This window comes from Pedobacter sp. GW460-11-11-14-TSB4 (genome assembly GCF_059423705.1).
Map to the genome: position 1 here is coordinate 1 of NZ_JBWKYI010000045.1, position 22,552 is coordinate 22,552.

16 protein-coding genes are annotated in these 22,552 nt (G+C 37.6%); 12 read left to right on the forward strand and 4 right to left on the reverse strand.

Annotated features, from left to right (window positions below):
* The coding region (locus AC07YT_RS24145; RefSeq protein WP_494945564.1) for a metallophosphoesterase at nucleotides 1-3,105 on the forward strand (3,105 nt) is incomplete at its 5' end.
* Between the two features lie 180 nt (nucleotides 3,106-3,285).
* Here AC07YT_RS24145 and AC07YT_RS24150 read toward each other — a convergent pair.
* Both AC07YT_RS24150 and argS read right to left on the reverse strand, forming a co-directional pair.
* On the reverse strand, nucleotides 3,286-4,059 hold the full coding sequence (locus AC07YT_RS24150) for a sulfite exporter TauE/SafE family protein (RefSeq protein WP_086546618.1): 774 nt from the start codon (nucleotides 4,057-4,059) through the stop codon (nucleotides 3,286-3,288).
* Between the two features lie 60 nt (nucleotides 4,060-4,119).
* The gene (gene argS / locus AC07YT_RS24155) at nucleotides 4,120-5,892 is read right to left on the reverse strand and encodes an arginine--tRNA ligase (protein WP_086546619.1); all 1,773 of its coding nucleotides are present in this window, start codon (nucleotides 5,890-5,892) and stop codon (nucleotides 4,120-4,122) included.
* Between the two features lie 363 nt (nucleotides 5,893-6,255).
* Here argS and AC07YT_RS24160 point away from each other — a divergent pair, with 363 nt between their 5' ends.
* The 6 genes from AC07YT_RS24160 to AC07YT_RS24185 all read left to right on the forward strand — a co-directional run bounded on the left by AC07YT_RS24160 (nucleotide 6,256) and on the right by AC07YT_RS24185 (nucleotide 13,437).
* Nucleotides 6,256-7,701, forward strand: coding sequence for an arginine deiminase family protein (locus AC07YT_RS24160; RefSeq protein WP_086546620.1), 1,446 nt, complete (start codon nucleotides 6,256-6,258; stop codon nucleotides 7,699-7,701).
* A 124-nt stretch (nucleotides 7,702-7,825) separates the two neighbouring features.
* Entirely contained in the window at nucleotides 7,826-8,677 is an 852-nt protein-coding gene (gene ctlX, locus AC07YT_RS24165) for a citrulline utilization hydrolase CtlX (protein ID WP_494945565.1), read from the forward strand.
* A 111-nt stretch (nucleotides 8,678-8,788) separates the two neighbouring features.
* The gene (locus AC07YT_RS24170) at nucleotides 8,789-9,103 is read left to right on the forward strand and encodes a hypothetical protein (RefSeq protein ID WP_086546622.1); all 315 of its coding nucleotides are present in this window, start codon (nucleotides 8,789-8,791) and stop codon (nucleotides 9,101-9,103) included.
* A 377-nt stretch (nucleotides 9,104-9,480) separates the two neighbouring features.
* A complete protein-coding gene (locus tag AC07YT_RS24175) occupies nucleotides 9,481-10,059 on the forward strand; it encodes a PhnA domain-containing protein (RefSeq protein ID WP_086546624.1) in 579 nt (192 codons plus the stop codon).
* 920 nt (nucleotides 10,060-10,979) lie between these two features.
* On the forward strand, nucleotides 10,980-12,368 hold the full coding sequence (locus tag AC07YT_RS24180) for an arginine decarboxylase (protein WP_029277861.1): 1,389 nt from the start codon (nucleotides 10,980-10,982) through the stop codon (nucleotides 12,366-12,368).
* 172 nt (nucleotides 12,369-12,540) lie between these two features.
* The gene (locus tag AC07YT_RS24185) at nucleotides 12,541-13,437 is read left to right on the forward strand and encodes a DUF72 domain-containing protein (RefSeq protein WP_086546626.1); all 897 of its coding nucleotides are present in this window, start codon (nucleotides 12,541-12,543) and stop codon (nucleotides 13,435-13,437) included.
* A gap of 217 nt (nucleotides 13,438-13,654) precedes the next feature.
* Here the strand turns inward: AC07YT_RS24185 and AC07YT_RS24190 are convergent, their stop codons facing one another.
* On the reverse strand, nucleotides 13,655-14,152 hold the full coding sequence (locus AC07YT_RS24190) for a DUF1579 domain-containing protein (protein WP_086546627.1): 498 nt from the start codon (nucleotides 14,150-14,152) through the stop codon (nucleotides 13,655-13,657).
* Nucleotides 14,153-14,249: 97 nt separating this feature from the next.
* Here AC07YT_RS24190 and AC07YT_RS24195 point away from each other — a divergent pair, with 97 nt between their 5' ends.
* The 5 genes from AC07YT_RS24195 (at nucleotide 14,250) to AC07YT_RS24215 (ending at nucleotide 21,154) form a co-directional block, all read left to right on the forward strand.
* Nucleotides 14,250-14,963 carry a 3'-5' exonuclease gene (locus AC07YT_RS24195; protein ID WP_086546628.1) on the forward strand — a complete coding sequence of 238 codons (714 nt, stop codon included), beginning with the start codon at nucleotides 14,250-14,252 and terminating at the stop codon, nucleotides 14,961-14,963.
* Nucleotides 14,963-16,669, forward strand: coding sequence for an ABC transporter ATP-binding protein (locus AC07YT_RS24200; RefSeq protein ID WP_086546629.1), 1,707 nt, complete (start codon nucleotides 14,963-14,965; stop codon nucleotides 16,667-16,669). Before AC07YT_RS24195 ends, AC07YT_RS24200 begins: the two co-directional genes overlap by 1 nt.
* 6 nt (nucleotides 16,670-16,675) lie before the next feature.
* Nucleotides 16,676-17,716, forward strand: a complete 1,041-nt coding sequence (locus AC07YT_RS24205; protein WP_086546630.1) for a sialidase family protein — start codon at nucleotides 16,676-16,678, stop codon at nucleotides 17,714-17,716.
* Nucleotides 17,717-18,000: 284 nt separating this feature from the next.
* Nucleotides 18,001-20,133: a ribonuclease R gene (gene rnr, locus AC07YT_RS24210; RefSeq protein ID WP_086546631.1), complete on the forward strand. Its 2,133-nt coding sequence runs from the start codon at nucleotides 18,001-18,003 to the stop codon at nucleotides 20,131-20,133.
* A gap of 46 nt (nucleotides 20,134-20,179) precedes the next feature.
* Complete coding sequence (locus tag AC07YT_RS24215) at nucleotides 20,180-21,154, forward strand: polyprenyl synthetase family protein (RefSeq protein ID WP_086546632.1); 975 nt, start codon at nucleotides 20,180-20,182, stop codon at nucleotides 21,152-21,154.
* 256 nt (nucleotides 21,155-21,410) lie between these two features.
* Here the strand turns inward: AC07YT_RS24215 and AC07YT_RS24220 are convergent, their stop codons facing one another.
* Nucleotides 21,411-22,256 carry a hypothetical protein gene (locus AC07YT_RS24220; protein WP_494945566.1) on the reverse strand — a complete coding sequence of 282 codons (846 nt, stop codon included), beginning with the start codon at nucleotides 22,254-22,256 and terminating at the stop codon, nucleotides 21,411-21,413.
* Nucleotides 22,257-22,552: the final 296 nt, after the last annotated feature.

The window sequence follows — 22,552 nt, forward strand, 5'->3', positions numbered from 1 at the left end:
ATTCTACACTTAACAGACTTTCACTTTAAAACATCATTACACAACGAATTTAAACAAGATGCGATTGTTGAAAATATTGTAAATCATATAAAAAAACAAAACATATTAATCGATTATATTTTTTTCACAGGAGACTTAGTTTTTTCAGGTACTAAATCAAATGATTTCACAAATGCGGCTGAAGTTCTCATCGATAAACTATTATCAGCCTTAAATATTCCAAAAGATAGATTTTTTATCTGTCCAGGCAATCATGATGTGGATCGAACCAAGGTTAGCCCCGCAATAATTTCAAGAATTGATAATTTAAAAACGAATGAAGAATTGGAAGCATTCGTTAAGAAAAAGGATATTGATTACCAATCTAGTTTGTCTCCATTAGAAAATTATGAACATTTTGCGAAACAGTATTTTACTACAACCAACAGATTTGACACCATAAGCTTTGGCTATTCGAGTCACATAAGGACACATTTAGGTAAAAGCGTCGGAGTGATATGCTTAAATACGGCCTGGAGAGCCATTGGTGACTTGGACGAGGGTAATTTAATTGTACCTATTAGCTACCTTCAAGAAAGCTTAAAATTGATTAGCAAATGCGACATTAAAATCCTTTTACATCATCATCCAATATCTCAATTTAAGTTATATAATCAATATACTATTGAAGATTTAATTCATAATAATTTCAATGTATCTTTTTCTGGACATTTACATAAAAACAATACTTCCGTATCGTATACTTCAAAAGATGGAATCTTAAAACTTGCATCAGCAGCAGCATTAGCAGATAATGATGGATCTAAAATAGGCTTCACAATAGTAAATATAAATCTGGATTCTTTCAAAGTTAATGCTACTTGTTATAAATACGATGCTCAAGATGAAATATTTTATGATACAAAACCTCTAGAACTTCAAATCCCAATTGATTCAGAAAAAGCAAAGCAAAATAAATTCAGACAAAGATTAAGGGCTTTATATAGTGAAGAACTAGAAAATGCTGACGATCTTTTTCTTAAAGGAAAGAAAGACAAAGATAATAAAGGCTTTATTGATTTGTGGACCAGTCCTGTAATCAGTTCAAAGAGTGCCGAAGAGGTCAAAAAGCAAAACTCAGTTAAAATAGTTGAAGTTGAACAAATAATTAAGTCGAATGTTAACTTTTTAATAATGGGAAATGACAAATGTGGTAAAACCTCGTTATTAAAAAAAATACAGCTAATTTGCTTAGAGGATTATAATCACTACGAGAGAATTCCTATCTATTTGGATTTCAAGAAAATTGAGAAAGAAGAGCATTTGGAGGGGAAGTTTGTAAAAGATTTAGCCTCATATTTTCAAGTAAATAAGGCAGCGGTTAAAGATATCATGGAGAATGAGACTGTTATGCTACTTATTGATAATATGGACTTTAGAGATGATGAAAATATAAAATGGTTAGAAGGAATTGTAAAATCTTTTAGCTTAGCTCAAATTATAATTTGCACTGATCAGAATTCTGGATCGAAATATCAAGAACTAAAAATTAATACATATAGTGTTAAAACTCTTTATTTCCATAGTCTTAAACCCAAGCAGTTAAGAGAATTAGCAGATAAGTTTTATGGCAGTTCAGAAATCAGCAAGGTTGAAGTAATAAATAGAATAAATCATATTTTTGGTATGTTGGCTATACCATTTAATTTTTGGAGTGTTTCATTATTTCTATGGGTTTTTAAAGATTCCAGAAAGGATATTACAAACGATGTTGATTTGGTAGACTTATATATTGAATCAATACTTGAGAGAGAAAAACTAATTAAAAACAAGGGAAGTTTCAGCTTTGAAAAATACAAACAATATTTAGCACATCTTTCAAAATTTTTACTTGATAATAATGAAAATGCATATTCAGCTACAAGTGATAACATTTTAGAATTTACTGCTAAATACTTGGCTTCAAACCCACGTAATGATACTGATTCTGCAACAATCTGGTCATACATAACCGATAAGGGGATTATAAAAGAAGTTGAAAACAAAAGATATGCTTTTAGACTGAATGGTGTATTTGAGTATTTCTTAGCTCATTACTTAAAATTGGATAAGGAATTTAGAGAAACTGTTATCAATGATAATAATGTTTATCTAAGTTTCAAAAATGAACTTGAAATGTATGCCGGCTCTAATCGTGGTGACGAAGATTTTGTATTGAAGATTTTTAATAAGACAAAAGAGATATTTGCGGAAATAAATCAGGCATATTTAACCGAAAATATTGATAATGCATTAACACAGCTAGATACTGGAGAAATAGCATTACATCTAGAAAAAAATCACACAGATTTGATCAGGAGCGTGATGTCTAATGAACAGCTAGATGACATTGAAGAGGTCGAGGAAAGTATCTCAACTATAAGTATTCAAGATAATTGTGAAGTTAGATTAAAACGTTTTTTACCTATTGACCAAAACAATATTGTTTCCCTAGAGAATTCTCTCTACATATTAGGAAGGGTTTTTAAAAATGCAGATGATATAACAAGTACAGATCTCATAAACGAAATTTTCGACTATATTATTGATACTACGGTAAGCTGGGGATACAAACTCTTTCAATCATTTAATAGCGATAATTCAGGATTGAGTGAAGAAAAAAATAAAATGGCAGCACTTGTTAAATTGATGCGTCAAATGCTCCCAATTATTGTTCAAAGTAGAATATCTGATATGATCGGAGCAAATAATTTGCAAGGTATAATTAAAGATAAATTACATAAACTAAAAACCAGTAAAGAAGAAAGTCAATTTAAAAAATTCATATTGCTTTATACACTTGCTGATATCGATTTATTGAAAAATCATGAATATATCAAACAAAGTATTTCAGATATAAAAATACCTGTACTTAGATATTCTATTTTAGTTAAAATTCTGTACTATTATAATTTTAGAACGCTTGAGTATTCACCATCTAATAAAGAAAAAATCTCTAAAACTTTACAAGGATATTTTGCTGAGGCTGGGCCTAAATTTAATAGTAAATTGTATACAAAAGATTCTGTAAGTAAAACATTCCAAACTTTAGAAAAGCTGAAAACTGTTAATGCTAAGCTTAGTTAATAATTGAGATAAAAAAACAGAATACTTATTTGAGAAATTATTAGCTAATTGTTTTGTATTTGTTATTTTGTAATAGTAATTAATTTTACTATTACAAAATAACTTTTTGTATCGGGGAGTAATACACGATTTAAAGTAAGAGGCTATGGATAAAGCGTTTTATTTTCTACTTCTTTCCTTTTACACAACATACACTTTCAGAATATCATAAGCAAATCTTAAAATTGTTCCGAAAACAACGATCAGAAAAAATACACGCACAAATTTATTTCCTTTAAGCAAGGCTAGTTTTGTACCGAAGAAAGCACCCGTTAGGTTAAAAAGTGCCATTGGGATGGCGTATTGAAACAGGATATGTCCTGTTGAACTGAAATAGATAATGGCTGCCAGATTAGTCGCCATATTTACAATTTTGGCATGTGCACTGGCACCTATAAAATCGAAGCCCAGTACAGCAATAAAAACCAAGATCAGAAAAGAGCCGGTACCTGGTCCGATTAAGCCATCATAAAAACCAATCAATATTCCAAATAAAGCAGCCATTAAAACCTGTTGTTTAAGCGAATGGTCTTTCTCCTGGTGGATACCAAATTGTTTATTAAAATAGGTATAAAGTGCAACTAAAATCAGCACAACAAGGATTACCGGTTTAATGACCGAATTATCGATCCTACTCACCAAAAACGCCCCCATCAATGCGGCTAAAAATGCAGTAAGCACACAGGCAGCAAGCACCTTGTAATTAAAACTAACCTGTTTAGAATATTTGAAAGCGGCCAGCGTTGTACCCGCCATTGATGGGATTTTTGTAGTTCCTAAAAGCGTAGCCACAGGATAATGTGGTAAAATAAGTAAAATGGCGGGAGTTTGTAATAAACCGCCGCCACCTACAATAGCATCTATAAATCCGGCAGCAAAAGCCACCAAACAAAGTAAAATCAGTTCGTTAACCACTAATTAAATTTTTAAATCAATACTTCCGAATTCATTACCGCTGGCTTCAGCCAACAGTAACTACATCCGCTCTGGCGAAGTAATCCCTAAAATCAGCATACCAGCATGAATAATATCAGCTGTTTTTTTGCTCAGGTTTAAACGGAACTGTTTCACTTCACCATCTTCAGTTTTTACAATTGGCGGTACCTCATGATAAAACTTGTTAAACAGTTTAGCCAGTTCGTATAAATAGTTGGCCAAACTTGCCGGACTATAAGCCTTAGCTGCAATAGCAATTTCTGCAGGGTATTTCGCCAATTGCAGAATCATTTCCAGTTCCACATCCGATATTCCTGAAAACTGCTCACTACCAACTGCAAACTGATAATCCGATTTACTCAACAGCGATTTAATCCGTGCATGTGTATACTGGATAAATGGCCCTGTATTCCCCTGGAAATCGATACTTTCAGCAGGATTAAACAATAAACGTTTTTTCGGTTCAACCTTTAAAAGGAAATATTTTAAAGCACCTAAACCAATATTTTTATATAACTCTTCTTTATCTGCTTCGCTAAAATCGTTGGTTTTACCCAATTCTTCCGTTTTCTCTCGGGCGGTGGTTACCATGCTTTCGATTAACTCATCCGCATCAACAACTGTTCCTTCACGGCTTTTCATTTTTCCGTTTGGCAAATCAACCATTCCGTACGATAAATGGTATAAACCTTTCGCCCAGCTTTTGCCCAGTTTCTCTAAAATCAGGAACAATACCTTAAAGTGATAATCCTGCTCATTTCCTACCACATAAATCGACTCATCCATATTGAAATCGTCGTGTTTCATTTCGGCAGTACCCAAATCCTGCGTAATGTAAACCGAAGTCCCATCGGCACGTAAAACCAGTTTCTGGTCTAAACCGTCGGCAGTTAAATCGATCCATACCGAACCATCTTCCTTTTTAAAGAAAACGCCTTTGGCCAAACCTTCATCAACCGTACCTTTTCCTAACAGGTAAGTATTGCTTTCGTAGTAAAATTTATCAAAATCAACCCCAAGGTTTTTATATGTTACATTAAAACCAGCGTAAACCCACTCGTTCATGGTTTTCCAAAGCGAAACTACTTCCTCATCACCTTGCTCCCATTTCAGCAGCATTTGTTGCGCTTCTTTAATCAACGGTGCATTTTTCTTGGCCTCTTCTTCAGTTTGTCCTTCCGCTTTTAACGAATCAATCTCTTTTTTGTATTCTTTATCAAAAATGACGTAATATTTTCCAACCAGGTGATCGCCCTTTAAGCCAGTGCTTTCAGGTGTTTCGCCATTACCCCACTTTTGCCAGGCCAACATCGATTTACAGATGTGGATACCACGATCGTTAACCAGGTTTACCTTCACCACATCGTAACCGTAAGCTTTAAGCAGCTCAGAAACCGAGTAACCCAATAAATTATTACGCACGTGCCCCAGGTGGAGCGGTTTATTGGTATTTGGCGAAGAATATTCGACCATTACCTTTTTACCGTTAGGTGCATATACACCAAAATCGGGCGATAAAATTTCTTCGTTAAACTGTTTTAAGAAATAACTTTCAGCAATGCTTAAGTTTAAAAAGCCTTTAACCACATTAAATTTAGTGATATCGGTTACGTTGGCAACCAAATATTCGCCAATTTCTGTAGCAGTTTGTTCCGGCGATTTCTTAGAAATTTTGGTGATCGGAAAAACAACAATCGTTGCCTGTCCTTCAAATTCTTTACGGGTTTCTTGTATGTTGATTACACTTTCGGCTACTTCTTCCTTATAAAGTTCAAAAATGGCTTTCTGTGTTTCGGCAATAATAAAATTCATGTGCCAAAAATATGTAAAAAAGGTGGAAGGTGAAAGGTTTAAGGCGGAAGGTTTTTGAGCTTTCAAAAGGCTTGGAAAGCTAAGTAGTGCCAATCGGTTCCGATAGTCCTTCTTTCCGCTATAGTCCCGATTGAAGGAATCGGGAGCTGCCGCTTCAATAAGGTTTAAGGATGTGGGTGCTGTGCAATAAAAAAGTCGGGAGTCCGATGTCCGGGGTCGGAAGACAGAATACCTATAAATATAAATCTCATTGGTCTTCTAACTTTTCCAGCACCTATTTTCAAACTATATCTTCGGACTTTCGGACCCCTGGACTTTCGGACTCTCAAAAATTCTAATAGATTTGCAATAACTAACTTTTTTATGAGCGAGCAGAACCCAAATTTTAAAGTGAGCGTAAACACCGAAATCGGCAGATTGCGTAAATTATTAATACATAGTCCTGATAGTGGATTAGGCAAAGTAGTACCCTCTAAGGCACAAGATTGGCTTTTCGAAGATATAGTACATTTAGATACCATCCGTAAAGGCGAATACGATTATTATATTAAATTGTTGATGTATTTTCTTGATCCTGATAAGATTAAAGGAAAACTGAGCGATATAGATTCGGAAGCATCCAACCGTAATTTTTATAAACCCAACCACCCCGATTTTCACAATTCTAAATCGGTAATCGAGATTCAGAATCTGTTGAGCGAAATGCTCGAAAACGAATCCATCCGCAAAAAACTGGTTGCTGCCGTTTGTGCGATTGAAGGCTGTACCTATAAAGTACAGTTAGCGTTAACGAATACCGATCCGAAACAGTTGGCTGAGATTTTCATCTCCGGTACACTGGCCGACGATACGATGATTTTTGCACCGATCCCCAATTTAATTTTCACCAGGGATGTAGGCACCACAATTAATAACCACATTCTGTTAAACAAACCGGCAAAAAAAGCCCGTGTGCGCGAAACGCTTTTAATGCGTTATATATTCTTCAACCATCCTTTGTTTGAAGATTACCGCAATAACATTCTCGAAATTCCGGATGTAACCATGCACTTTTTAAGACCAGGCGATGAACCTGCTTTCAGCACCACTTTAGAGGGTGGCGATGTGATGATGGTGAGTCCTAACCACGTATTAATCGGCTGTAGCGAGCGGACATCAGAGCATGGTGCCAACGAAGCGATTAAGTTATTGTTCGATCAGGATGTGGTCGAAAAAGTTACCGTGGTGAAAATACCGAGCAAACGTGATTACATGCACCTGGATACTGTTTTCACGCAAGTTAAACGCAATACCTGGGTAATTTTGAATTCGATTGCGCATTCACCAAAATATAATCCTTATGAGCCGATCAACTTTTTAAAAGAACCCGAAAAACTGGAAGCGACTACCGCCATTCAGTTTACTAAAGCCAATCCAAGCGAGCCGAAACACTTCAAACATGTAGAAGCTTTATTAAATGATATTAGCCAGAACGACTTAAAAAGCACCGAACCTACTCAGATTATTTATAGCGGAAACAATCAGTTCCCTTACGATTCGCGTGAGCAGTGGACAGATTCCTGTAACCTTTTAGCCATTAAAGATGGTGTGGTTTTAGGTTACGACAGAAACGATAAAACCGTTGAGGCCTTTAAAACTGCTGGCTTTGATGTAGTGGATGTAAAAGATTTGATCCAGGATTTAGAAAGCGGTAAAGTAAATGTCGAAACCATAACCGATACGTTGATTTTAATGCCTTCGGCAGAATTATCACGTGCCCGTGGGGGTTTCCATTGTATGAGTTTGCCGATATTAAGAGACAATATTTGAGGTTTAAGGCGTAAGGTATAGGGTTTAAGGTTAAATTTGCCTATAGTATAAATGCCTGATATTTAATGAATACTTTTGGGGCAGTATGCAACCTTAAACCTTACGCCTTTTACCTTTCACCATTATGCAGACTACCAACCATATCCTCATGATCCGCCCTGTTGATTTTAAATTCAACGAGCAAACGGCGGGAAATAACAAATTTCAAGTTGCTTCTACTGAAACCAATGTACAAACAGAGGCTTTAAAAGAATTTGATGCCTTTGTTGATTTACTACGAAAAAATAATGTTGATGTGACAGTGGTTGATGATACCTTACAACCAGAAACACCTGATTCTATTTTCCCCAACAATTGGGTTTCCTTTCATGAGGATGGCTCAGTATACCTTTATCCGATGTTTTCTGAAAACCGAAGATTGGAGCGCAGAAAAGAGATTTTGGATGGTTTAAAAGAAAACTTCGAAGTTAACCACATCAGCGATTTAAGCTTTTACGAACATCAGCATGCGTTTTTAGAAGGCACAGGAAGCATGGTATTAGATCGCACCAACAAAATTGCTTATGCCTGCTTAAGTGTGCGTACCGATGAAGAAGTGTTAGACAATTTCTGCATGCTGACCGGATATGAACCGGTGGCATTCCAGGCGGTTGACGAATCGAATTTCCCGATTTACCACACCAACGTGATGATGTGCATCGGCGATCGTTTTGCAGTAATTTGCCTGGATTCGATTAAAGATCCTGAAGAAAAACTGAATGTTACCATTAGTTTAAAAGGATCAGGAAAAGAAATTATCGAAATCAACCTGGAGCAAATGAACAAATTTGCAGGCAACATGTTACAACTTACCAACGCAGATGACGAAAGTTTATTGGTGATGTCAGAACAGGCTTATCTATCCTTAACTGCTGAGCAGATTGTTGCGCTTGAACAATATAGCAGAATCATTTATGCACCGCTTTATACCATCTAAAAACACGGCGGTGGCAGCGCAAGGTGCATGCTGGCTGAGATACATTTGCCCAGTAAATTGTAGGCATAAAACAAATATTGGTAAGTCACCAATCCCATAAATCTATTTTTAATGGAATCAGATTTAACAGAAAAAGAATTGCGATTGGCAACCTTCATGAGTGAAATTTCAGAAAATTGCTATTCTGCTGGTTGGATGCAGAATTTAGAATATGAATTATGGTATGCCCTAATAAATGGAGAAAGGAAATACGGACAATCTTACATCACAGAAGCTGATATTTCCACATTGCTTAAGCTTTCTACAGATGCGGATGCCTGGATCGTATATGATGACGATAAAGGGGAAACAGCTTTGAGCTTAAAAAAATGGACGGAAAAGTTTAATAAGGATGTGGAGCAAAATAAAGTAATTATAAAAGGTTAATAACTTTATTAGCTAATGTTTCAACGAACCATTGTATTTTTGCCACGGAAGCTCGGAGCGCACGGAAAATCTGTTGCATAATTACACTTGCTAGTAAGCCACTAATAGCAACACCGACCGAAATATATAAACCTGATAGAATGAAAAGCCCGCAAAGCCGATCCTTAATCGGCAGCGGACTTGTAATGAATAGCAGGACTAACCCAAACCTACAATAACAGGAACCAGCTTTCCAAATGATCGGCAACATTCCTTTCTTTTTCTATCAAACAAAACCTTTAAATTATAAGAACAAAGATTTCTCCGCTACAGGCTGTAACACAATGCCTGTTCATTCCGATTAGTTTTATTACTTTCGCCAAAAATCCAGTATCAATATGTCTTTAGTACAAGAATTACAAACCCGTTCGGGCAATAAATGCGAATTATGCACTTCTGAAACCAATTTATCGGTGTACGAAGTGCCGCCAAGCAGCAATGCCAATAGCGATAACAGCATTTTAGTGTGTAAAATCTGCTTAGATCAGATTGAAAAAACGGAGCAACTTGCTCCTAACCATTGGAAAATATTAACAGAAACCATGTGGTCGGAATTTGCCCCGGTACAGGTTGTGGCCTGGCGCATGTTGAGCAGGTTAAGGAATGAAGGCTGGGCAGCAGATAGTCTGGATATTTTATACCTTGAAGATGAAACTTTGGAATGGGCTAAAAAAACCGGCGACCACGAGCAAGATGGAACAGTAGAATTTCATCAGGACAGCAACGGCACGCGTTTATTTGAAGGGGATACGGTGGTTTTGGTGAAAACACTGGATGTTAAAGGCTCAACTTTGAGCGCTAAATTGGGTACTGTAGTTAAAAACATCCGCTTAGTTCATGATAACATCGAACAAATTGAAGGTAAGGTAGAGGGACAAACCATTGTAATTTTAACGAAATACCTCCGCAAAGGTTAATATGCTATTTGGTTCCATAGCCTGTATCATATTTATGAATCCATTCTAACTTTATTTGTGTTTATTTTTCCCGCTCTCTGCCGCGGGGGCATGGTAGTTTTTCGCAGATTATGTTGTTTTTATTTGTGCTCAAGAATGCTGGCGCATTTTGGAGCGCCAAAGTACCCAAAGCGCTTTGTCAATCCGGCAATGTGGTTCCTCACCGCCCACACTAATCAAAAAACAGCAGCACTTTGTTTTGTGTTCAATTCTCCTAAAAGATTAGAATCAGCATTAGGAACACAAAACCACTGCGTTTAAGGTTTGGTAGTGCTATTTGTTCTAATCTGCAACTGTTTTTTGATTTTCCTGCCACTTGGGATTGACAGCGTTCTTCGGTAACACCCGTTGTTTATTAAAGTTTGGTTAGCAAAACGTATAAAAAATCAAAAGATTTATCCACACGATAGGCTGAACCGGGAAAGGTAACAGGAACGCTTTACAGGAGCATTTAAACAGGTCCTTCGACAGGCTCAGGATGACAATCTATAATTGATTTGCCGCTTGCTGTTAACCTTAAATAGCAGCACCAACCTAACCTCAATAAACCTGATCGGAACGAAGATCCCGAATGAAGCATTGTTGCTTATTATTTTTTGGTATGCTTGCTTGTTGCACAGGTTTCTTCGGGATAAAGTGGAGCGCAGGGCCAAACCCAAACTACAAAAAACCGGAACCTGCTTTCCAAACCCTTAAACCAACTCCTTATTACTGCTTGTTTTCCAGATTGTTAACAAAACAAGCAACCTGTTTTTTTGCTAAAAACAATTTGTACTAAAATTTTGTAGTTAGGCTAACGGTTTCTCTACAGTAAAAATATTTTTATTAAAGATTAATTCTCGATTTAAAATTACATTTTTGCAAAAATTATTTAAAAGTAAATGCAGAGTTACTCAGAATTTCTTGATCTAAGTGTTGGTTTCCCTCAGGAGGGCTTCGATGTTATAGATGATGAATTATATTTTCAGGATTTAAACCTGATGGAAATGATCGAAACTTACGGTACTCCCCTACGTTTCACGTATTTACCAATGGTAAGTAAGAAAATTCAGCAGGCGAAGATTCTTTTCCAAACCGCTATTTTAAAGAACAATTATCGTGGCGATTACAAATATTGCTACTGTACAAAAAGCTCGCATTTTAAGCACATTGTAGAAGAAGCTTTAAAAAACAACATCCACCTGGAAACTTCTTCGGCTTTTGATATGCCAATGGTTGATGCTTTAGAGAAAAAAGGAGTGTTAACGAAAGATACCACCATCATCTGTAACGGCTTTAAAACCTATCAGTACAAACAATATATCATTGATATGTTGCATGATGGTTATACCAATATTATCCCCGTTTTAGATAACAAAGAAGAATTTAACCTTTTTGATGATGAGGTAGATATTGATACGCCTTGTAATTTGGGTATCCGTATTGCCGCTGAAGAGCAGCCAGATTCGCAATTCTATACTTCGCGTTTAGGCGTTCGTATGGAAGATATTATCGATTTTTACAACAATAAAATCGTTCATAACCCTAATTTCAGGGTTAAATTATTACACTTTTTCATTAACTCTGGTATTACCGATTCGCCATATTACTGGAACGAGTTAGAGAAATACGTAACACTTTATTGCAAGTTCAAAAAAATCAATCCTGATTTAGATACCCTTGATATTGGTGGCGGTATGCCATTTAAAGATTCGTTGGTGTTTGATTTCGATTACGAATACATGGTAAACGAAATTGTAAAAAGGATTAAAGAAATCTGTGCCATCCACGATGTAATGGAACCAGATATTATTACTGAATTTGGCAAATATACTGTTGCCGAGGCTTCTGGTATCCTTTATAAAGTATTGGGCCGTAAACAACAGAACGACCGTGAGCGTTGGTTAATGTTAGATGGTTCTTTCATTACCAATTTACCTGATGTTTGGGCACTAAACCAAAAATACATTTTATTGCCGATTAACAACTGGGATGCTGAATATGAACGGGTTAACTTAGGTGGTATTACCTGCGATGGTCAAGATTATTACAACCAGGAAGCTCACATGAACAGTGTATTTATGCCTAAAACGCGTAAAGTACAGTATTTAGGTTTCTTCCATACTGGTGCATACCAGGAAGTATTGAGCGGATATGGTGGTATCCACCATTGTTTATTACCTAGTCCTAAACACGTTTTAATCCGCAGAAACCGCGATGAAAGTTTCAACTTCGAGGTTTTTGGAGAAGAACAGAACAGTAAACAGGTATTGAAAATTCTGGGTTACTAATTCAGTTTGCAGTTTTCAATTCTCAGTTTGGAGCTCTTCCAAATAAACTTTCCACAATGAATTAAAGCGAGAACAAGTTTCTTATTTTTACAATATATAAATACCTTAGTTAAATAAACTAAGGTATTTTTTTGCCTTTAACCTTTTACCTTACACCTAAAAACCTTTAAAAATGCAATTCGGTAAAGTAGACGACCCCTCAATTATAGATTATACGCTTCCTGCTGATGCGCCTGAAACAGCAGCAATTTTAGCAGCCAATAAACCTAAACAAGCTTTTAAGGCTTACGTGGGTTGTGCCAAATGGAATAAGGCTGATTTAAAAGGTTTTTATCCAAAAGGGACAAAAGATGAGCTGACTTACTATTCTACTCAATTTAATTCCATTGAGCTAAATGCCACTTTTTATGGTATGCCAAGTCGTGAGCAGGTAATCACCTGGACACAAAAAACACCTGCAGATTTTAAGTTTTTCCCTAAACTCACCAACACCATCAGTCATTTTAAAAGATTGATCAACGTTAAAGAGCCTGTAGAGCAGTATTGCGATGCCATCAGTAACTTCGAAGATAAGTTGGGTATGGCTTTTCTTCAGCTGCACGATAATTTTAAACCTAAAGATTTCGAAAGGTTAAAAACCGTAATCAATGAGTTTCCAAAAGTTATTCCTTTGGGCGTTGAGGTGAGAAATGGCGAATGGTTTTCGAATCCCGCCATTGCCAATGAGTTTGCACAATTGTTTCAGGAAAATGGTGTAGCCAATATTATTGTTGATACTGCGGGCAGAAGAGATATGTTACATATGCGTTTAACCTCACCTACGGCCTTCGTACGTTTTGTAGGCGCCAATTATGATGATATTGATAAAAAGCGCTTAGATGATTGGATTGAAAGAATTGTAACCTGGAAAGAACAGGGATTACAAAACCTATATTTCTTTGTACACCAGAATGTAGAACTATCCTCTCCGCTATTTTCGGCTTATTTTACGGAGAAACTGAATAAGGCTGTAGGGACTGATCTAAAAATTCCGGTGATGGCCAATCAGGCTTCGCCAGGTTTATTTTAATTTTTTACGTTACGTCATTCCCGTGCATGCGGGAATCTTAATGCATTTTACATCAGGCACTAAGATTATCTTCGATGAGCACTTCGTGGTTCCCAATCAAGTTGGGAATGACGATCTTACTGTTAGTCGAGATTTGCAATCTCGATTAAATGAACTATGGATTTATAATCCAATTAAAGATTCGAAAGTCGGGATTGCAAATCCCGACCAACAATATTTACTGTTTCCTATAAACCGTTTCCGTCGCTTTTGCCTCATCCCCTTCCGGCGAAACATTGTAAGCCGTTAATATCATTTCATCTGCACTGATAATCTCAAGTGTTGTTCTCCAGCCCCAAAGCTGCTCGCCATATTCCGGACTCCCATATTCGCCAAAAACTGAAAAACCATTTGTCGTAGCTTCACCGCTCGAAAGCATGATCTGTGTCCCCATGTGGAAACTATCGACCCAGCTTGTGGTGAATCTTTGGTAAGGAATGTCGAAACCGATAATCATTTTGCCTTCAAAAGCTTTTCCTTCCAAACTTCCCTGATAATCGAAAGAAATAAAACGATTACCCAGGATAGCAGTAATGGTTGCTTCAGCCGGAGATTCATCTGCCAGTACATCTTTTTCAAACCAGGTTTTGGTTATGCCTTTCCAGTTACCCATTAAACTTTGAAGCTGTTGGTGAGCACCATCTATTAGAGATTGCTCGAATTTACTTGTCGCCATAATCCAAACTTATAAAAATATAGTTGTAATGTTTAATGGTTTGGATAGAAGATTTTGAATTGAAAATTGTAAATTGTTAATTGAAAATTACTGATGTATGCTAAAGGCGTTAGATCTCAATCAGGTAATGGTTATCGATATCGAAACTGTGCCTCAATATCCATCTTTTCAAGATGTACCTCCCCATTTTCAGGAACTTTGGGAACAAAAAACACATTACCAAAGAAATCAGGACCAAACTGCTGAAGAATTTTATGAAAAAGCCGGTATTATGGCCGAATTTGGCAAGATCATCTGCATCAGCATGGGGATTTTTAGTGTACAGGGCCAATCCACCTCATTGCGCATCAAATCTATTTTTGGCGATGATGAAAAAGAAATGCTGTTACAGTTTTCTGCCCTATTGAGTAAACAAATACCCAACTTAATGTTCTGTGCACACAATGGAAAAGAATTCGACTTTCCCTATTTATGCCGCAGGTTATTGGTTAATGGTATAGAAATCCCGGTTCAACTACAACTTTCGGGCAAAAAACCATGGGAAGTGAACCACATCGATACCATGGATCTTTGGAAATTCGGCGATTACAAACATTTCACTTCCTTAAACCTGTTAGCCGCAATTTTGGATATTCCTACGCCTAAAGACGACATCAACGGCGCACAGGTAAGGCAGGTTTATTACGAAGAAAAAAACCTGGATAGAATTGTTACCTATTGCCAGAAAGATGTAATTACTACCGCTCAGGTGTTATTAAAATTTAAAGGAATGGATATAATTTCAGCAGAAAACATTACCATTGTAACCTAATGTTAAACGTTGAGCATTTAAATATCGATTTCTATAACCAGGAAGAAAAAACCTGGTTTAAAGCGGTAAAACAGATCAGTTTTAAGGTAAAAAAAGGAACTGTTTTAGGTATTGTTGGCGAATCTGGTTCTGGAAAATCGGTCACATCTTTTTCTATAATGCGTTTGCACGATGAACGTGCAGCAAAAATTACGGGCGAGATAGATTTTGAAGATATTAGTCTGCTTAACCTGAGTTCAAATGAAATCCGCCAGATCAGGGGAAACCAGATTTCGATGATTTTTCAGGAACCCATGACTTCGCTCAATCCTGTTTTTACCTGCGGGTATCAGGTGGCTGAAGCCATTATGCTGCATCGAAAGGTAGATCAAGCGGAAGCCAAAAAACATACCATTGCTTTATTTAACGAAGTGCAATTACCGCGACCAGAAAAAATATTTGAGAGTTACCCACACCAAATATCAGGCGGACAAAAGCAAAGGGTAATGATTGCCATGGCTTTAAGCTGTGATCCAAAATTATTGATAGCCGATGAACCCACCACGGCTTTAGATGTAACCGTTCAGAAAACCATCCTGCAACTGCTATTAAAACTGAAACAGGAACGAAATATGGCAATGATTTTTATTTCGCACGATTTAGGTGTGGTAAATGAAATTGCCGATGAAGTTGCTGTAATGTATAAGGGCGAAATCGTAGAACAAGGTCCGGCAAAATCTATTTTCGAGAACCCCCAACATCCGTATACCAAAGGTTTACTCGCCTGTCGCCCCTCACCTAACCGCCAATTAAAAAAACTACCTGTGGTGGCCGATTTCCTTACCGGAGAAATTGAAGATGCCTCAGCACATCTGCAGGCCTCAAATCAGTTAACAACAGCCGAAATAACCGCTCGCAGAGCCAAACTTTATGCTCAGGAACCTTTACTTCAAATTAAAAACCTATGCACCTGGTATCCCATTCACAATGGCCTTTTCGGTAAAACCACTGATTATGTTAAAGCTGTCGACCAGTTAAATTTTGAGGTTTTTCCTGGAGAAACTTTGGGTCTGGTTGGCGAATCGGGTTGTGGTAAAACCACTTTGGGGCGGACTATTTTACGGTTAATACAGCCCACGTCCGGAGAGATCATTTTTAATGGGGAAAACATTACACATATCGGCAAAACAGCCTTACGGAAATTAAGGAAAGATATACAGATCATTTTTCAGGATCCATATGCGTCTTTAAACCCTAAATTAAGTATCGGTCAATCAATTTTAGAGCCATTACAGGTACATAAATTATACCGTAACGATAGCGAGCGTAAACAAAAGGTACTGGAACTGCTTGATAAGGTAGGCTTAAAAGAAGAACATTTTAACCGATATCCGCATGAGTTTAGTGGCGGACAAAGGCAGCGTGTGGTTATTGCCAGGGCTTTGGCTTTGCAACCCAAATTTATCATCTGCGACGAATCGGTATCTGCTTTAGATGTTTCCGTTCAGGCGCAGGTTTTAAACCTCATCAAAGACCTTCAAAGCGAATTCGGACTCACTTATATTTTCATTTCTCATGATCTTGCTGTTGTAAAACATATTTCAGACCGTATTCTGGTGATGAATAAAGGAAAAATTGAGGAAGAGGGTTTTCCGGAACAAATATTTTATGCACCAAAAGCAGCTTATACCCAAAAGCTGATCGAGGCTATCCCAGGACATCAATAATAGAAAATGCTTAGATCTCTTTCGATTGTTATTTTAATGATTTACTTTTCTTTTAGCATTTATGCGCAAAAGGTAGAGATTATTCAGTCGACTACTATTTTTGAAAAGGCGCCATTTGAGGCTTGTCACGCCTCAACTTTGGTTGATTTAGGCAAAGGAAAAATAATGGCCGCATGGTTTGGCGGTAAACACGAAGGAAGTAAAGACGTGGTCATCTGGTCGTCAATAAAAACCGTAACGCAATGGAGTCAGCCCATCGAAATCGCAAATGGGATAATAAACGACACGAGCAGATTTGCCTGCTGGAATCCTGTCCTTTTTAAGACAAAAAACGGTACATTATTTCTCCATTATAAGGTTGGTACAAATCCAAGGACCTGGTGGGCAGAATATAAAACATCTGTCAATGATGGAAAAACATGGTCGAAAGCACAGAAATTGCCTAAAGGTTTTTTAGGCCCAATTAAAAATAAACCTCTTCAATTATCTAATGGAACAATCCTTTACCCTTCAAGTACGGAAAGTTTGGATGAAAAAACATGGGCAATCCACATTGAGAAATCAGATGGCAAAGGAAAAAACTGGAAAAAGATTGAAATTAACTGCGATACCTTTGGCGTAATCCAACCTTCTATCCTCACCTATCCAAAAGGAAGGCTACAGTTATTGTGCAGAAGCAGGCAGAATGTGATTGTAGAAAGCTGGTCGGAAGATAACGGCGAAAGCTGGTCTAAATTAACGGCAACAACATTACCCAATCCCAATTCGGGAAGTGATGCAGTAACTTTAATTGATGGCAGGCAATTACTGGTTTATAATCCACTAACCGCAGGTAAAAACTGGTGGGAAGGACGTTCTATCTTAAAATTGGCCATATCAACGGATGGCAAAAACTGGCAGGACATTTACACCTTAGAAAACCACGATAAAGGCGAATACAGCTATCCGGCCATTATCCAGGATAAAAGTGGCAACATACATTTGAGTTATACTGCCGAACGGAAGAAAATTACTTATGCAGAGATTAGGTTAGTCCGTAGTCCGTAGTCCGTAGTCCGTAGAATGGAAAGGGATTTTGAAAGAAGGTTTAACCTGCAAGATATTATTTAGTTCATGGCTAATAGTCGATAGTCAAAGAGTGATTTTCTCATAACCTCTCCGGTCAATGAACTACCAAACCACCAACTAAGAACTTTTGGCAATTTGCCTTACTAATGAACTAATGGCCGATGAACCAATGAACTATAAACCATCATCCATTTTACATATTGTCCCCTATATTTTCCATCCTGAGCATCTTTTCTGTATCTTCGGTAAATTCAGTTTAGCATATGGCAAAGAAAAAATCGGCAAATATAAAATTGGTTCTGAATCAATTGGTTAGTGATGTTTTTGAAAAAAACAATAATCAGCTGCTTAATTACAAGCAGGTTTCGGCCAAATTAAATTTGAACGATCAGGAATCCAGAGAAACCATTCTCGAGATCTTAAAAGAAGGAAAAAGTGCAGGAATTTTCTTAGAACCAGAAAAAGGTAAATTTAAACTTAAAGAACTTCAAAACTTTATTATCGGTACGGTTGATATGACCGCTGATGGTTCAGCGTATATCGTTCCCGAAGATGAATTTGAGAAAGATATTTTTGTTGCCCCCCGAAAACTCAAAAATGCATTGCATGGCGATACCGTAAAGGCTTATGTTTTCGCGAAGAAAAGCGGTCGTAAAAATGATGGCGAAGTTGTCGAAATTATTAAAAGGGCAAAATCAGATTTCACGGGTGTAATCAAAATTTCAGATCGTTTTGCATTTGTTATTGCAGACGATAAAAAAATGATGCACGATATTTTTGTGCCTCTGGCCGATACCCACGAAGCCAAAAATGGTCAACGTGTATTGGTAACCCTATCTGACTGGCCTGAAAGCGCCAAAAATCCGATTGGTATTGTTAAACATGTACTCGGCAATCAGGGTGAGAACAACACCGAAATGAATGCTATTTTAGCGCAGTATGGTTTTCCTTTGGAGTTTCCGCCACAAGTTGAGCGCGAAGCCAATGCCATCCCGGAAGAAATTCCTGCAGCTGAAATTGCCAAAAGAAAAGATTTTAGAAACGTATTAACTTTTACCATAGATCCGGCTGATGCGAAAGATTTCGATGATGCCATCTCTTATCAAAAGCTCCCTAACGGAAACCATGAAATAGGCGTCCACATTGCCGATGTTTCACATTATGTCATTCAGGGGACCGAACTGGATAAAGAAGCTTATAGCCGTGCGACCTCGGTTTACCTGGTCGACCGTGTAATTCCTATGCTACCAGAGCGTTTGAGTAATGGAGTATGTTCGTTGCGCCCGCACGAAGATAAATTATGTTTTGCAGCGGTTTTTGAATTAGATGAACAAGCCAACATCCAGTCTGAATGGTATGGCAGAACGGTAATCCACTCTGACAGGAGATTCAGTTATGAAGAGGCACAGGAAGTAATCGAAAATAAAGAAGGCGATTATGCAAAAGAAATCCTGAAACTCAACGAACTGGCCTATATCCTTCGCGACCGTAAATTTAAAAACGGCGCGATCAGTTTCGAAAGTACTGAAGTTAAATTCAAACTGGATGAAGCTGGCAAACCAATTGGTGTTTATGTAAAAGAGCGTAAAGATGCCCATAAACTGATTGAAGATTACATGCTTCTGGCCAACCGTAAAGTTGCCGAGTTTATCGCCAAAAAAACAAAAGGAAAAGACAAACTGACCTTTGTTTATCGCGTGCACGATTCGCCAAACATGGAAACCCTGAATACTTTCGCCACATTTGCTTCACGTTTCGGTTATAAAATCAATACCAAATCAGATAAAGAAATTGCCAAATCATTAAATAATTTAATGAATGATGTAGAAGGTAAAAAAGAGCAGAATATTCTAACTTCGCTGGCCATCAGATCAATGGCAAAAGCAATATATTCTACTAAAAAAACAAGTCATTACGGGCTGGCTTTCGAATACTATACCCACTTTACGTCCCCTATCCGTCGTTATCCGGATGTAATGGCGCACAGGCTATTACAGACTTATTTAGATGGTGGTAAATCAGCTGATATGGAATTTTACGAAGTGGCCTGCGTACATTCTTCAGCTATGGAGAAAAGAGCTGCTGATGCCGAACGTGCTTCTATTAAATACAAACAAGCCGAATACTTAGAAAACAATATCGGTACGGCGTACAAAGGTATTATTTCGGGTGTTACCGAATGGGGCATGTATGTAGAGATTGAAGAGAACAAATGTGAAGGAATGATTCGTCTAAGAGACATATCAGACGATTTTTATGTGCTTGATGAGAAAAACTACTGTATTGTAGGCCAACGCAAAAAGAAAAAATACCAGCTTGGAGATGAGGTGATGATCAGGGTTAAAAAAGTAGATCTTTCTAAACGTCAAATCGATTTCACCTTAATTCCAGATTAAAAATTTAAAATTGTGCCTTAAACACAGTGTTTACGCAATAATTACAATGCATACTACAGAAGAATTACAACAAATTTTAGATACTGCAATACAAAATTTAAAGTTTCCGGATCACCCTAAACAGCTTTACGATCCGATTACTTATATCATTAATCTGGGTGGAAAACGGGTAAGACCTTTATTGGTTTTAATGGCTACCGAGTTGTTTGGTGAAAATGCCAATGAATCGATCCATGCCGCTATGGCCATTGAGATCTTCCATAATTTTACGCTGGTTCATGATGATATTATGGACAATGCGCCTCTTCGCAGAGGAAAAGCCACAGTACACGAAAAGTGGAGTACCAATATTGCCATTTTAAGTGGCGATGTAATGATGGTAGAAGCCAATAAAAGCCTTGCAAAAGTTAACCCAGCCTTTCTCAGTCCAGTACTAAATGCCTTTAATGCAACGGCGCAAGGCGTTTGCGAAGGTCAGCAGCTGGATATGGAGTTTGAAGGCCGTGATGATGTAAGTATTGAAGAATACATCAACATGATCAGGTTAAAAACGGCGGTGCTTTTGGGTGGTGCGCTAAAACTTGGAGCCATTATCGCGGGTGCTTCAGAAAAAGATGCTGACTTAATTTATCAGTTTGGCGAAAATATAGGCATTGCCTTTCAACTGCAGGATGATATTTTAGACGTCTATGCAGATCCTGAAAAATTCGGCAAACAGGTTGGCGGTGATATTATTGCTAATAAAAAAACCTTCCTGCTGTTAAAAGCGTTCGAACTTGCCGATGGAGAAACCAGGGCATCATTAAATACCTGGACTGCATACAAAGAATTTAACGCACAGGAAAAAGTAGATACTGTACGTCAGGTATACGATACTTTGGATATACAGGATATTGCAAAAGAAAGCATGAACAATTACCTCAGCAAAGCTTTGGCCGTATTTGCACAGATTAATGTGAGTGAGGAGAGAAAATCAAATATTTTAATGCTTACCGAGCAATTGATGGCTAGGGAGTATTAAGGTATTCGTCGTTTCGACTGAAGCATAGCGGAATGGAGAAATCTATAAAATTGATTATTATTAAAATAGATTTAGCTTCGCTGAAAAGAGTTGTCAACTTTTATAGCCAAACGGCCCGAAAGTTGACAACTCTAATATTCCCTTTACTTGTCATCCTGAGCTTGTCGAAGGACATTTTTTTTGATTTAACCATAAAGGGTCTTCGACAAGCTCAGACTAACATGCATTTCATTTAAACACTCAAAATTTCTATAGCTTATACCTTTACCAGTTTATATTTAATCCAAAAATCCGAGCTTTTAGAAGCTGATTCGCCACCCTCTGGTGGCCGTTGACCGCCTCCACCCATTCTTCCTCCACCACCCATACCACCACGGCCGCCACCGCCCATAGCTCCGCCTCCCATTCCACGGTTACCGCCTGATCTTCCTCTGCCGCCGCTTGCACCTTCTGGCCTAGCTTCCCTTTTAAAGCCCGACTTATTCGGCTGATTGATTTTAATGTTGTATACCAATGGTTTTTTGAGGTCTAAACCTACCTGTAATTGCGCTAATGGAATACTCAGTTCATAAATAAGATCCCTATTCGGATGAATACTCATTCCGGTTTCAATCCCATCTGCTGTTGTGGCAGCTAATTCACCATCAGCTATATTTTTAAAACCAGAAACACGGATACTTTTATTCATTACCACAGGATCATGTGTTGCTCCATCTGGTAATAAAGGCGCATGATCATGGTGTTCTTCTCCTTCTTTCGGCATTAGCGGCCTATCCATTAAAGGGAAAGTTAATTTCATTCCGTCTTTTTTCTTGCCCTCCGTATTAATATTTAAGGTAATTCCACCCTTCAGTACACTAAAAGTAGTTTGTGGATCCAACGATTCGATAATGATGTACAGGTTTTTGTCATCGTTGGCCAGGGCAAAAGCCAGTTTGGTGGCATCGTTGTATTGGTTAAGCGGTTCGTTCCACTCGCTCGATACGCCATCGGCCTTGAATGGTTTCACCATGCGGATATTCTCTTCTACATCCTGTGCTTTAACGGAAAAGCCACCTAGCATAATAGAAAAAACAGATAAGCTGAGTATTTTAAAATTCATCGCAAATAATTAAATAATGATATACGAATGTATCGCGAGGAATTGTTAAATTTTGTTATTTAACAGGCTTTAACAATTGAGTCCGAAGTCGGCAGTCTGAAGTCCAAAGTCAACTAACCGATTTCCATCATATGTCGTCCTGAGCGGAGTTGAAGGGAAATTATAGCGTTTGGCGTTTGGCAGTTGGAGTTAGTTAACCCATCGCTCAATATGTCATCCTTGTAGATGTCAGATAATTCGGTAACAGAATCATAATTATTAAATTGATTCTGTTATGCCAATAAACACTAATGATT